Raw genomic sequence first — 13610 nt, 5'->3', positions numbered from 1 at the left:
GTAATAGCCGTGAGTTAAATGTTTGGATCAATGGAGGTGAATATAGCAAATTTACGGCAGTAAGGTTAGGAAAATAAAGCTAGGAAAACCATTTGGCACGTTATTCAAAGAAAATAGGTTAAAAAAACTGATGATAGAAAACATATGAAGTGCTGCGAAGTGATAACGAACTTTTTATAATGTTGCACTATATTTAATTATCTACATCATCATCTGCTTGTTCAGATAACGCCACTAAATCCATAATTGCGTACCAATGCTTAAGCTCAAGCGGTAGGATTGTCAGTTGCTCACAGCCCTTCCTGAGTAACAATGAATCCTCAAGCGCTGGTAGAAATTTAAGCGTTGATAGTGGCAGGATATCATCAAACGCTCGCTCAAATCTTACGTCAACCATATACCAGCGTGGCGTATCTTCCGTTGCCTTTGGGTCGTAATGACGATGCTCAGGATGGAACTGGGTGGGGTCAGGGTAGCCAGCTGTGGCGATGGTAACTATGCCTGCAACACCTGAAGGCTTTGCGCTAGAGTGATAAAAAAAGGCAGTATCGCCAACTTTCATATCATCGCGCATAAAGTTACGGGCGCGATAATTGCGCACGCCATCCCACATCTCGGTGCCTAAACGCTGTAGGTCTGTTATTGAAAAACAATTCGGATTGGATTTTATTAGCCAATATGCCATTTTCTGTATCCTTCGCTAAAATTTATTATAATGGTATCGCGTTAATGAGAGCTATTTTGCCGATAATGGCACGAGGTTAACATGAGCGTTTGTTACTGGTTTTGTTATTGAACTGCCTTTCTTAAATTTAGCCTTTTTTTTAATCCGCTTAGACGTTATCCTAGCGCTAAATTTTTGCTGTTGCTAACAGTATCATAACTGATGAATAAGTTGCTTTATGACTGAACCTGAAATGCTTGTACAAAGCCAATTGCTGCGCCACAATTCGTCGCATTCTGCTCATATAGAAAACGATTTTATTGGGGATAATATGAATATATTGAGCATTCCACTGGCGTTATATATCCATATTCCGTGGTGCGTCAAAAAATGTCCGTATTGCGACTTTAACTCGCATGAACAGCCTGAGGATATGCCATACGCCATGTATGAGGAGTATGTAGACTCGCTATTGTTAGATGCGCGTATGCAGCAGCCATTGACCCAAGGGCGCAAGATTGGCTCAATATTTATCGGTGGCGGTACGCCGTCTTTGTTGCCGATTGCTCAGTATCAGCGCTTGTTTACCCAATTACGCATTATCTTTGATTTTGCAGGTGATATAGAAATTACGATGGAAGCCAATCCGGGCACCCTTGAGCATGCGCCATTTGCTGAGTATTTAGAAGTAGGAATTAACCGCCTGTCCATTGGTGTTCAAAGTTTTGCTGCTGATAAGCTTGTGACACTTGGGCGTATTCATAATCCGGAGCAAGCAGTGACGGCTATTAAAGCAGCGCGTGCGGCTGGGTTTGAGCGGGTCAATGTCGACTTGATGCATGGGTTACCGCAGCAGACGTTACCTGAAGCGATGCATGATATTCAATTAGCACATGATGCGGGCGCGACTCATATTTCTTGGTATCAATTGACCATTGAGCCTAATACCGTGTTTTATCGCAGTCAGCCTATTTTACCTGATGAAGACAGTTTGGCAGATATCGAACAGGCAGGGCAGGCGTTATTACAACGTTTAGGCTATGACAATTATGAAGTATCTGCTTGGGCAGGTGCATCTGATATGCCTTGCAGCCATAATGTGAACTACTGGCAATTTGGTGATTATCTAGCGATTGGTGCTGGCGCGCACGGTAAAGTGACTATTGCTCATAAAGCTTTAAACGATATTGAATTGAGCGGTACTGAATTAAACAATACGGAGCATAATGGATTACTGGCTGAATCGGGTATTTATCGTTTTAGTAAGTCAAGACTGCCAAAAGATTATGTTGTTCAGGCTGATGGCGTCGTAAGTGCACCTAAAATGGTCGGCTGGCAAGCCATTGCCCATGATGAGCTGGTTAGTGAGTTTATGCTAAATGCCTTACGTTTACATGGCGGGGTCGACTGGCCATTATTTGCAGCCAGAACTGGGCTGACGTACGACAGTATTGCCACTGAAATAACCGGATTAATTAATAAAGGTTTGCTGACAGATAGTAAAGACATCCTACAGCCTACCGAACTAGGAAAGCGCTATCTTAATCAGATATTACGAGTATTTTTATGACGTATAAAAAATCATCATAAACAGTAATAAAAAAGGCCTACCGTTGGGTCAGCCTCTTCAAGGAAACAGCTAATAAAAACTCAAATGTTTCCTTGAACTTCCTGAGCAGAACTACTTATGGCATTACCAGCGATTGATAAGTCTTGGCCTAGACCTGCGAACGTGTTGCAGCCAGTTAGTACAAACATAGCGGTCAAAGATGCGATAATTACTTTTTTCATAGTGGTGTTCTCAAAAGGAATAAAATTACGATAGTTTATACAAAGTATAAAAAAAGGCCTACCATTTGGTAAGCCTTTTATATCTTAAATCTAATTATTAGATTTTGTTTTGTACTTCTTGTGCAGTACCAGTTACCGCATTACCAGCACTTGATACATCTTTGCCAAGACCTTTAAAAGTGTTACAACCAGTCAATACAACCATTGCTGCTAAAGATGCGATAATTACTTTTTTCATAATAGTGCCCTCAAAAATAAAGAAATACTTACGGTTAAAGACAATGACGAAAAGTAGATACTTAGCCATCACTGACAATATAGAGGACAATTCTTGTAATGAAATGGTGATAGATAGTATTACTAAAATACTAGTAGACCTATCATTATCAAGTTCCCCTTTGCAGATATCATAGTGAAAGTTAAAATATATGCCCAGTAGTAAAGTGTAACTATTGACAGCAAACTGTAACTTTTGATTACCTATTGTTATATGAGGTTTTACATAGTAGTTATGTAGTACAGTAATTTTTCTTATAAATTCAATGACATAAACTGCTAATTAGGGTGTTATTTATGGTTTTATAAGAATTATTATTAATAGTAAAGAATATGCTCTTGCATTGGCATCCTAAATACCCTTATCTATCTATTTTACGGAAATAACATGAGCATTCATATTGTATTGGTAGCGCCAAAAATGCCCAGTAATACCGGTAATATTATTCGTCTGTGTGCCAATAGTGGCGCACAACTGCATTTAGTACAACCTTTGGGGTTTGAGCTTGATGATAAAAAGCTGCGCCGTGCAGGACTTGATTATCATGAATATGCGCATTTGCAAGTACATGACGATTGGGCAGCAGCAAAAAAGGCGTTGTTGGCGGCAGAATGCCAAACTATCGTGGCATTAACTACGAAATTAAGCCAGCCTTTGTATGAGTATGATTTTACCCGACAAATCGATGGCAATATGCCTAGCGTAGCTTTGGTCTTTGGTTCAGAAACGGCAGGATTAGCGGATGATATTCGTGATGATATCGGTGCTGATAACTGGCTACGCTTGCCGATGTTGCCAGATTCGCGCAGCCTAAATCTGTCGAATAGTGTGGCAATCTGCCTATATGAAGTGTGGCGACAGCAGGGTTTTGGAGGAGATGAGGGTCGCAGTATTGGTTATGAAACATTAACGGTATATGACCCAAAGTAATTCTTTTAAATAAATTAACCTAACGGCATTAATACCTAAAAGATAAACCAAACTGTGTAAAACGTTATAAACAGTTTGGTGGTTTGGGTAAGCCTGCCAGACGATTAACATGACGAGCCACCAATCCTGTGTTAAATAGCTGCTGCAATTTTTGATTGCTGATATCATGCCCAGGCAAGCATTGTTGTAGCCATTTAATCAATGGGCGCGTGGCTGGCGCGTGATTAAATTTAGTGAAAAATGCGCGAACTTGGTGCAAAATCTCTAAATGTTCACGATTTAAACAAACATCAAGGGTATCTGCAAGGTTTTGGGCAAGCACGGGCGTCCAAAGAGTATAATCACAAAGGTGTCCATCTTGATCCAATTCGACGTTAAGCGTTATATCATTAGGTTTGATAGGAGTAATGGTCATAAGGCGATAGTGACCACTTTATCAAACTGACTGTCTTGGGTCAGTTGTACCCAATCGCTATCCGATAATAATGCACGTAATTTACTATCAAGTTTCAATTGAGCGGTCGTCTTATCAGTTAGCTGCGCCACATCGGCAGCAAGGGCATACATGCCAGCGATATCTTGGATATCGGTCTCATTAATATAAGCATTGAACCAGTCAATAAAAGCGACGGTGGTGCCCAATAAAACAATACTATCGCCGGCGCGCCACGTCCTTGCCATCTCAGCAGTGGCACGTCTAAGCGTATCCATTGGACTATGTAATTGATATAAAGTTGCCATAAATAATGATGTCCGTTACAGAGGTTCGTTATTTTCGTCAAAAAATGATGTTATTTAGAAGCGATAAAATTAAGAGCGATAAAACCTTAAAATGATAAATTTACTAAAAGGTCAAAATCTGGTCAAAATCTTGGCTATCGATAACTTCAGGTACAAAGGTTAATTGCACAGCCAAATCATTGGGGAGCATTGCTGTTATCCAACCGCTAAACACATCATCAGGCAACCACGCGGCGGGCATGTCGTAGAGCTCAAGCGACTGTATCATGCCATGCAAACGCGATTTGGGCTGCATCAACAATCCAAAGACAGGCGCGTCCAAATAAAGCTGTACTTGATGTCCAAAGGTCGCTAAAGTTAAGGCAAGGGCGCAGCCTTCGTAGCTTGCCATCTCAGTAGGGGTGCGTAACTGAAGCAGTAATTTCATTGGTTAATCCTTAAGCAGTCTTAAAACGATATCAGTCGGCAATTGCCTTGCATCATCATCGCCAGCTCACTTAAGCCGACAAGATGAAACCCTTGCGCGAGATTATCGCCCTGTAACTGATGCCGTGTACTATTATCATCATCGCTCACACCGCGACTAAGAGCAGTGCTCACACAAATAGCAAGCGGCAGCTGATAGCGTTCAGCCAATACTTGCCATTCTTGGGTAAGGTTGGCTTGCTCCGCAGATTGCCAGCGCAAACGGTTCGCAGTATGGGCAGCATCGGCATAAAAAAAGACGTTTAACGCCGGTTTGTTATGTTCGGTATCTGTGCTTATTGTCGTTTGTTCCAGAACCGATTTGGCATAACGTAGCGCTAAATGTGCAAGTGGATGACTGGGGTCGGCAGTAATCAGTAAAAGCGGAGTATCAGGTATGGTCATAATTGGGGTATCACAAGTTATTGGCTATAATTAGCAACGCTCGGTCATTATAAACTTAAAATTCTTCAACATCTGCAACCTTAACCATTTGTTTACCAATGTTTTCGCCTGAAAACAAACCAATAAAGGCAGTAGGAATATTGTCAAAACCCTTAATAAGGTTTTCTTTATAGATTATTTTACCATCGTTGTACCATTCACTAATTTGTTTTTTGGCATCATCAAATTCTTCCATAAAATCATAAGCCACAAACCCTTCCATACGCGCACTTTTTTTGATCAACCTATGCATCGGTCTCGGACCTTGCGCTGGGTTTTCCTCATTGTAATCGGCGATTTGACCACAGATAGCAATTCGAGCGTGTTCATTGATATTAGCAAAAACAGCATCAAACAGCTCGCCACCAACATTATCAAAAAATACATCAACGCCATCAGGACACGCTGCTTTTATCGCTGCGGTCATGTCATCAGTTTGCTTATAATTAATGCCTTTATCCAGACCTAAATCCTGCTCTAAATAATCAATTTTTTGCGGTGAGCCTGCAATACCGATTACTTTGCACCCTTTAATACGAGCAATTTGGGCAGCGATACTACCTACCGCACCGGCAGCGCCTGATACAACGACGGTTTCGCCTTTTTTTGGTTGCCCAATATTGATCATACCAAAATAGGCGGCTAAGCCGGGTATGCCAAGCATACTAACAGCAGTAGAAATAGGGGCGAGATTGGGGTCTATTTTTTCGATATGCTCTGTACTCACGCTTTGGTATTTTTGCCACGCAAAGCGACCGTGAACGATATCACCTTTTTTAAAATCCTTATTGTGACTGTCGATAACTTGTGCGACGGTTCTACTAGTAATCGGCTTGTTAAGCTTAAATTTATTTCCGGCGGCATCGTCGTCCCCTTTATCCATAAAGCCGCGCATACCGGGGTCTACTGACACATAAAGGCTTTTGATTAACACTTCATTATCTTGGCATTTAGGCATGTCGATATCATTAAACTTAAAAGTATCTGCTTTTACCGCGCCTGACGGATGCTTAGCCAGTACGATTTCTTGATTTTGGTCTTTATTCTTATTCATTGTTAATGACCTTTTTGATTAATTAGTTCTTTTATTAAGTAGTTATATCACTATGAATATTTCTACTGTATTGTTTTTTAATCAGATTTTCTTTTAATAGGGCTTTTGGTACATTTTTGAATGGTGACTGAGTTTATAACACTACATTATTGCCACTTATCGCCTATCATTTTTAGGTAAGTATTCCATGCTACTATAAAGCACATTGTATTGAGCCGTCTGTATAGCATTTGATTTGCTGCTTTATAAGCAGTTTAGCTATTCTTATTTTATAAAAAATATAACTAATATTATTCGTCATTTTCTCTAAACCATGTCGTTAATCTAGGCTGCAAGGGGTTTTAACATTATGTCATCTGTTGTGTCATCAGCTATACCCTCCGTTACATCGACACCTACGTCCAACGTCACAAACTGTCAGCCTACGACCGAACAATTACAAGTTTTGCAGACTGCGAGTGAATTTGCCTATCAAGTGTGGGAGAGACGCACGACGTCGTGCCGGACATTTATACGCAGCTATCCGTTAACGCAGACATTGACCCGACAGCAAATTGACGATTTGATTCAAGATTATACGCTTGATGAAAATTATCAATTGGCGGTTGAGACCAAGGTGATGAGCGGTCTGCGTCACCTGCGTATGCTGCTCATGATGCGTTGGATTTGGCAAGATGCGCTGGGGCTTATTGAACTTGAGCAGCTGACCGACGAGTTGTCTGAGTTTGCTGATGGCTGTATTGTATTTGCAAAAAATTATACCTATCAGCAATTGGTATTACAATATGGTCAACCGACCTATGTCGATGCTAAGGGCGTGCAGCATATCGATGATATGGCGATTATGGCGATGGGTAAGCTTGGCGCTCATGAGCTGAATTTATCGAGTGATATTGATTTGGTATTCATTCATCAAGCACGCGGTGAGACGAATGGAAATAAGGAAAACGGTACACGCAGCATTGACAATAAGCGTTTTATGACGCGCTTAGGTCAAGGCATTATTAAGCTGCTTGATAATTGTACTGCCGATGGTTTTGTGTTTCGGGTCGATATGCGCCTGCGCCCGTGGGGCGACGGTAGTGATTTGGCGATTCATTTGTCTGCGTTGCAAAAGTATTTTAGCCATCATGGACGGGCATGGGAGCGCTTTGCTTGGTTAAAAGCGCGTGTGGTTGGACAGATTAATCCGTCGTTTTATGATGAATTGCAGGCACTGATTAAACCATTTGTATTTCGTTATTATGTCGATTACAGTGCGTTTTCTGCATTACGCGAGATGAAGTCTTTGATTCAAAATCAAGTAGCACAGCGCGAGGATTTAGATAACATTAAGCTTGGCGCTGGCGGTATCCGCGATATTGAATTTATCGTCCAAGCCTTCCAGCTCATTTATGGTGGGCGGCATCCACAGTTGCAAATCAAATCCTGCCTACAAGCCATGTACGAGTTATATAAGCTGGAATATCTTGACCAAGCCACTTATGAGCACCTGCAAGCGGCATATCGATTTTTACGTCGGCTTGAACATGCTATTCAAGCCATAAATGACCAACAAACCCAGCGCCTACCACACGATGAAAAATGGCAGCACAATTTGGCAATGACCCTTGGTTTTGAGAATTGGGCAGCATTACTTAGCACCCTCAATAAGCATCGAGAAAATGTCAATGTACCGTTTGAGCGCATGGTAACCGAACGGAAAATACCGTCGCAAGATAAAGTAACGCTTGAGCCAAGCAATTTTGATACACAAATGGCGCAGCTTGATACAGTATTAAGTGCTGAAAGCCGCGCACAACTGCAAACTTTTTGGCAATCAAAAATGGTCGCAAGCCTCAGTAAAGAAGCAAGAGTCCGCTTAGATAATGTCTATCCGGTTATTGTGCACGCCTTGCTCACCCATCAAGCTCAGGAGCAACTGGTTAATACCGCATTGCCACGCCTGATAGCGTTGCTAGAAGCCATTTGCCGCCGCTCTATTTATTTGGTGATGATTGCCGAAAACCCAAATGCGACCGCTGCGTTGATTCCTATGTTGTCCGCCAGTCCTTGGATTGCCCATGAGCTGGCACGTTATCCCGTATTGCTCGATACTTTTTTACAGCAGCGATACCGCCATTTGCCAGACAAACCGGAGCTGCGAGATATTTTACGGCAGCAGTTGCTACGGGTTGAACCGAACGATGAAGAAGAATTGCTAAGCGTTTTGCGTTTGTTTAAAAAGAACCAAGTCTTGGCGGTGGCAGCCAGTGATGTATTGGCTGAGCGCCCTATTATGAAAGTGTCGGATTCTTTGACCTATATTGCTGCAGTTGTATTAGAAGCGGCGCTTGAACGTGCTTTTGCTGAGATGGTCAAGCGTTACGGCTATCCTATCGCTCAAGATGGCGACCCTGTGACAGAAGCAGATTGTGGTTTTGCCATTATTGGTTACGGTAAATTAGGCGGTTTAGAATTGTCGTATTCGTCTGATTTAGACTTAGTATTTCTGCATAAAATAAAAGAGCAAGGCATGACCACTGGCGAAACTTCGGTCAGTGGTATGAAGTTTGCTGCGCGTTTGGCACAAAAACTTATGACTTATCTGAATACTCAAACACGTGATGGGCGTGCTTATGAAGTCGATATGCGTTTGCGCCCTTCTGGTAACGCGGGCATGATGGTTGTCTCCTGCCATGCGTTTGAAACCTATCAGTTAGAAAAAGCATGGTCATGGGAGCATCAAGCCTTGGTACGAGCACGCGCTATTTGTGGTGATAAGCGGGTAACGGCGCGTTTTTGTGCCATCCGCCGAACGGTATTGGCGCTGCCGCGTACCCTTGAACAAGTGCGTATTGAAGTCACCAGTATGCGCTTAAAAATGCAAAAACATCTGGGCAGTAGCCCACGCAAGCAGCAAGATGGCAAATTCCATCTCAAACAAGATGCAGGCGGTATTGTTGATATTGAGTTTTTGGCACAATTTGCCGTGCTCGCTTATTCCCATCAATATTCTAGCCTGACCAAATGGAGCGATAACGTACGAATTTTTGAGGAGGTCGCCACACTTGGAATTTGGGAGGCGTCCGTATGTCAAGATCTGACCGATGCTTATCTACGCATTCGGGCAGCAAGCCATCAGCTGGCATTGTCTGAGCAGTCGCTTTTGGTAGACGAGGCGCACTGGCATGATACGCGGCTGCTGGTTCAAGCCCAATGGCATCACTTAATGGGCGTTGCTATAGATGATATAGATGACAGTAAAATTTAAAATTTTTGCTACTATTATCAATAAAAATTCATCACTAAAATAATATCCATCGTCGTACAGAGAATATATTCTGCATAAAAAGATGATAAAAAAAAGCCTGAGGTGAGCAAACTAAAAGATTTCATTTCTATTCGCTGCCAGTGATATAATCTTTTGCAGCCCATAACAAGGGCGAGAAAACTGACCGTTAAAAATGATAAAACGGTTAACACTCGACTATAGAATATCTATAGTGAACAAGTGGGCGACAACCATACGGTTTCATAGTATTTCAATTACTCAACAAAAAAGTTAGACACCAGCGCTAGCGTAAGGATTATTGAATGGATATGTCAAAAGAAGACGGCAAACTTTGGATGAATGGCACGATGATTGATCAGCCAGATGCTAAAGTTCATATATTTACCCACAGTCTACATTACGGTATAGCGGTATTTGAAGGCGTGCGTGCTTATCAAACTGATGATAATCGCACTGCAATTTTTCGTCTAAAAGAACATACCGAGCGTCTGCTAGGCTCGGCTAAGATTTTCCAGCTAGATGTGCCATTTGATGCAGCAACCCTTGAGCAAGCACAAAAAGATGTGGTCAAACAAAACAATCTAGCAGAAGCGTATATTCGTCCACTGATTTGGATTGGCGCAGAAAAACTTGGTTTGTCGTCACATGATAACAGCGTGAATGCGATGGTTGGCGCTTGGCATTGGGGCGCTTATTTGGGTGAAGAAGGTATCAAAAACGGTATCCGAGTTAAGACCTCGTCATACACCCACCACATGCCAAACGTGACCATGTGTAAAGCGAAAGCCTCAAGCAATTATCCCGTATCTATCATGGCAAACCAAGAAGTCACGCGCAGTGGCTATGACGAAGCTATCTTGATGGATCCACAAGGTTTTGTGTGCCAAGGCGCTGGTGAGAACTTGTTCTTAGTTAAAGATGGCGTGCTACATACGCCAGATTTAGCGGGCGGTGCATTAGACGGCATTACGCGTCGTACCATCATTCAGTTTGCTAATGACTTAGGTATTAAAGTGATTGAGCGCCGTATCACGCGCGATGAATTTTACTTAGCCGATGAGATATTTATGACCGGCACTGCGGCGGAAGTCACGCCTATTCGTGAATATGATGATCGCGTTATTGGCAATGGTGGTCGCGGTGAGTTGACCGAAAAATTGCAAACCCTTTATTTTGATGTGGTTCATGGTCGCAATGAGCAATATATGGATTGGTTAAGCTTTATTGACTAATTTATGAACTGAGCTTTATAAGCGCCAAACGTTATGTTAAGAAAGCCAAGACTAATGATAGTCTTGGCTTTTTTAGTTTTTTTATTAAAATAAAATGAATGTTGTCACTGTCATTTATAAATAATATGGATTAACCGATTTCTGACCAATGCAGTAAGCGGACATTGTTATCATATAATAATTGCTCAAATTGATGACTTATTAGCCACTCATATTCGTACTCGCGCGCTCTTTTAATCTCATCTTGCCAGTTATTCGCAGGGACGGCAGGATGGCACATAATCAAGGTAGTCGTTAAAGTATCGGGTAAGGCAATGGGCGCCGCGTGAATGGCCGGGGTAGTGGAGCCGTATTGTGCATAGGTGCCAAAAGACTCGAGGCTAGAAGGAAGTGTATGAAGCGCCGGTGTCAAATAGGCGGATGATGGGGCGCGGCTTAGCCAACGCTCCCAAAGTACAGAAAGCTCTTGAAAGCTTGCATCAAAACCATACACGCCACCAAAATAATCATTGGTTACAATCTTATTTTCTGCACATAACTTGCGCCACGCATGACCGCCAAGACCATAAATAATCCAAGACTTTAAGTCGTTAACCAATGGCGTAGTCGTACGCGCGCTAATAGAGTGCTGCAATTCAGGATTATAGCGGCTATTCAACTCTGTCATTAAGCACTGACGAATGATAGGAAACTGATGAATATGCTGATGCCCATCAACAAAAACTGGTGCATGCCCAAAGGTGTCTTCAAAGTCATCCAATTGGCGCTTAATAATATCAGTCACTTCGCCTGACTTTAACCGCCGCAAATAACTGCTGATAACCAGTGACTTTAACGAGCGGCGCAAAGTTGAAGGGAATATGCCAGTTAAGTCTAGATGTAGCCCGATATCGACTTGTAATTCAGCTAAAGTGCGCTTCTCAGTATCGGTGATGTGTCCACCAGTCATATAACTGCTGGCACCGATGCGCCCACGTTCAGCAAGATGGATGACCGCTTCATTGACCGCACCAGATAAGCCCAGATCATCAACATTAATGATAATAGCACGGGCAGACTTTGACGGTTGTGCGCTCTGCTGCTGCGCGTTTTTATTTTTTATGGTAATCATGATTTAAATGCCCAAAGTTTACCCAATGCAAAAGTCATGACAGTAATAATAACGGTCACGACCAGCCAAATCAGCATATAGTAGCGTTCACCAAGCCAGTTAAGTCCCAATACAAACAAGCCCTGATTGAGTGCAAATCCCGCTGCAGAACTGGCGAACCATTTTAACAGAGTTTGTAACGTGTTGGTTTTTGTCCCATAGGACGCGCTTATGTTGTCTTGATTAGGATTGCTAACGATAGTATCAGGAATAGAATGACTGAAAGTGAGATAAAAATGACCAATAAAGCTAACAATAAATGCCACTAAAAAAGCGAAAATATTGGCTAAAGCGGGACGAGTGGCAGTGACATTAACAATACTAACCAACATTAAAAAATGTACCAAAGCTGCACAGGCACCTACTATCAAGAACCATAGCGCTTGCTTAGAGGATGATTTAAGCGATGATGTTGCACTGGTATTATTCATGACGATTAGAGGAGCGAACGCTTGGTTGAAGGTTAGTCATATTCGCCACATTCTCGATTAAATTACTGTCACTTATAATATTATTGTTTACGATGTTTTTATGACGGTCATTACTATTTTTACCATCGTTATCACTGCTAATGGTTTCATTAATTAAGTATAGTGGGCGCTGTTTTACTTCTTCATATAGCCTGCCAACATATTCACCAATGACACCAATACAGACCAGCTGAATACCGGTTGAGAACATGATGCCAGCTGCTACCGTCGCCCAACCTTCTACATCATTGCCAATCAATAGTGTTTCAATAACGATATATAAACCGTATAAAAAAGCCAATGCCGAGACCACAAAACCCACTCGTGATATCAAGCGTAGTGGCTTGTGTGAAAAAGAGGTGATACCGACCAATGCCAGCTCAAACAAACTACTGAAGTTAAATTTGCTCTCGCCCGTATCGCGATTGTCCGCTGTGAATGGCAGATAAACCGTGTTAAAGCCGACCCAAGCATATAAGCCTTTCATAAACCGTTGCCGTTCTGGCAGTGCACGTAACGCCAGTACGACCTTGCGATTCATCACTCGAAAATCACCAGCGTTGGGTCGAATCTCATAACGCTGGCTGTCTTGAATAAAGTGATAAAAGCTGCCTTTTAACGTTTTTGCAAAACGGCTCTCATGCGGACGATCCGCTTGAATGCCAGCTACCATATCGATATCAGACTGCGCCATCATCGTGAGCATTTGAGTTAATATTGGTAATGGATGCTGCCCGTCGGCATCAATCATCGCCACAAGCTGACCTTCCGCAATATCTAGACCCGCGCTTAAGGCAGGCTCTTTGCCAAAGTTACGCGATAAACGCACCAAATGCAATGTTGTATTTGGCGGACAGCTAGGCATCAAGCGCTTAACCACGCTGACCACATCATCACGGCTGCCATCATCAATGATGATAATCTCACAGTTTGCCAAAGGTTTATTCAATAGGCTATCTTGATAAGAAGATTGACGTTCAGCGCTATCGTTATGAGTAGACAATGTTGCCGTAAAGGCGAATACTTGGGGTAAGAATGCTTGCAAAGCTTCTGCATCATTATACGCTGGCATAATAAGCGATAAATAAGGCTGGATAGTAGACATGAGCACACTCATT

The 13610-nt window shown here is 42.3% G+C and carries 15 protein-coding genes; 4 read left to right on the top strand and 11 right to left on the bottom strand.

All coding sequences use genetic code 11. The annotated features are described in order from the left end of the window. Positions 1 to 193: 193 nt before the first annotated feature. Entirely contained in the window at positions 194 to 685 is a 492-nt protein-coding gene (locus AAEY78_RS03775) for an EVE domain-containing protein (RefSeq protein WP_352337445.1), read from the bottom strand. 310 nt (positions 686 to 995) lie between these two features. On the opposite strand from AAEY78_RS03775, the gene hemW reads away from it, so the two are divergent. Then, the gene (gene hemW, locus AAEY78_RS03770; RefSeq protein ID WP_352337714.1) at positions 996 to 2234 is read left to right on the top strand and encodes a radical SAM family heme chaperone HemW; all 1239 of its coding nucleotides are present in this window, start codon (positions 996 to 998) and stop codon (positions 2232 to 2234) included. A gap of 80 nt (positions 2235 to 2314) precedes the next feature. On the opposite strand, the gene AAEY78_RS03765 is transcribed toward hemW, so the two are convergent. Together AAEY78_RS03765 and AAEY78_RS03760 are read right to left on the bottom strand one after the other, a co-directional pair. Next, positions 2315 to 2455, bottom strand: a complete 141-nt coding sequence (locus AAEY78_RS03765; protein ID WP_352337443.1) for an entericidin — start codon at positions 2453 to 2455, stop codon at positions 2315 to 2317. A 97-nt stretch (positions 2456 to 2552) separates the two neighbouring features. Beyond that, positions 2553 to 2693 (bottom strand): entericidin A/B family lipoprotein, encoded by a 141-nt coding sequence (locus AAEY78_RS03760; RefSeq protein WP_352337442.1) that lies wholly within the window; start codon positions 2691 to 2693, stop codon positions 2553 to 2555. Positions 2694 to 3119: 426 nt separating this feature from the next. Between AAEY78_RS03760 and AAEY78_RS03755 the strand changes: the two genes are divergently transcribed. Continuing rightward, positions 3120 to 3662 carry a tRNA (cytidine(34)-2'-O)-methyltransferase gene (locus tag AAEY78_RS03755; RefSeq protein WP_352337441.1) on the top strand — a complete coding sequence of 181 codons (543 nt, stop codon included), beginning with the start codon at positions 3120 to 3122 and terminating at the stop codon, positions 3660 to 3662. A gap of 64 nt (positions 3663 to 3726) precedes the next feature. On the opposite strand, the gene AAEY78_RS03750 is transcribed toward AAEY78_RS03755, so the two are convergent. From AAEY78_RS03750 to AAEY78_RS03730, 5 genes are all read right to left on the bottom strand, one after another. Beyond that, positions 3727 to 4077, bottom strand: coding sequence for a TusE/DsrC/DsvC family sulfur relay protein (locus AAEY78_RS03750; RefSeq protein WP_352337439.1), 351 nt, complete (start codon positions 4075 to 4077; stop codon positions 3727 to 3729). Next, a complete protein-coding gene (locus AAEY78_RS03745; protein ID WP_352337438.1) occupies positions 4074 to 4403 on the bottom strand; it encodes a hypothetical protein in 330 nt (109 codons plus the stop codon). The genes AAEY78_RS03750 and AAEY78_RS03745 overlap by 4 nt, the downstream gene beginning before the upstream one ends. A 103-nt stretch (positions 4404 to 4506) precedes the next feature. After that, a complete protein-coding gene (locus AAEY78_RS03740) occupies positions 4507 to 4830 on the bottom strand; it encodes a hypothetical protein (protein WP_352337437.1) in 324 nt (107 codons plus the stop codon). Positions 4831 to 4850: 20 nt separating this feature from the next. After that, positions 4851 to 5273, bottom strand: a complete 423-nt coding sequence (gene tusD, locus AAEY78_RS03735) for a sulfurtransferase complex subunit TusD (protein WP_352337435.1) — start codon at positions 5271 to 5273, stop codon at positions 4851 to 4853. 55 nt (positions 5274 to 5328) lie between these two features. Beyond that, on the bottom strand, positions 5329 to 6366 hold the full coding sequence (locus AAEY78_RS03730; protein WP_352337434.1) for an NADP-dependent oxidoreductase: 1038 nt from the start codon (positions 6364 to 6366) through the stop codon (positions 5329 to 5331). Positions 6367 to 6715: 349 nt separating this feature from the next. On the opposite strand from AAEY78_RS03730, the gene glnE reads away from it, so the two are divergent. Together glnE and AAEY78_RS03720 are read left to right on the top strand one after the other, a co-directional pair. Beyond that, positions 6716 to 9619 carry a bifunctional [glutamate--ammonia ligase]-adenylyl-L-tyrosine phosphorylase/[glutamate--ammonia-ligase] adenylyltransferase gene (gene glnE, locus AAEY78_RS03725; RefSeq protein WP_352337432.1) on the top strand — a complete coding sequence of 968 codons (2904 nt, stop codon included), beginning with the start codon at positions 6716 to 6718 and terminating at the stop codon, positions 9617 to 9619. Between the two features lie 323 nt (positions 9620 to 9942). Then, entirely contained in the window at positions 9943 to 10872 is a 930-nt protein-coding gene (locus AAEY78_RS03720) for a branched-chain amino acid transaminase (protein WP_352337431.1), read from the top strand. Positions 10873 to 11002: 130 nt separating this feature from the next. Here AAEY78_RS03720 and AAEY78_RS03715 read toward each other — a convergent pair whose 3' ends face one another. The 3 genes from AAEY78_RS03715 to AAEY78_RS03705 are packed head-to-tail and all read right to left on the bottom strand — an operon-like array spanning position 11003 to position 13597. Continuing rightward, the gene (locus AAEY78_RS03715) at positions 11003 to 11983 is read right to left on the bottom strand and encodes a ChbG/HpnK family deacetylase (protein WP_352337430.1); all 981 of its coding nucleotides are present in this window, start codon (positions 11981 to 11983) and stop codon (positions 11003 to 11005) included. Beyond that, the gene (locus AAEY78_RS03710; protein ID WP_352337428.1) at positions 11980 to 12453 is read right to left on the bottom strand and encodes a GtrA family protein; all 474 of its coding nucleotides are present in this window, start codon (positions 12451 to 12453) and stop codon (positions 11980 to 11982) included. The genes AAEY78_RS03715 and AAEY78_RS03710 overlap by 4 nt, the downstream gene beginning before the upstream one ends. After that, positions 12446 to 13597 (bottom strand): glycosyltransferase family 2 protein, encoded by a 1152-nt coding sequence (locus tag AAEY78_RS03705; RefSeq protein WP_352337427.1) that lies wholly within the window; start codon positions 13595 to 13597, stop codon positions 12446 to 12448. Before AAEY78_RS03705 ends, AAEY78_RS03710 begins: the two co-directional genes overlap by 8 nt. Positions 13598 to 13610 lie beyond the last annotated feature (13 nt).

The sequence above is a fragment of the Psychrobacter sp. 16-MNA-CIBAN-0192 genome (genome assembly GCF_040309565.1).
Lineage (GTDB): Bacteria > Pseudomonadota > Gammaproteobacteria > Pseudomonadales > Moraxellaceae > Psychrobacter.
Note: the sequence above shows the minus strand (reverse complement) of the source record. Positions and strands in the feature narration are given on the sequence as shown.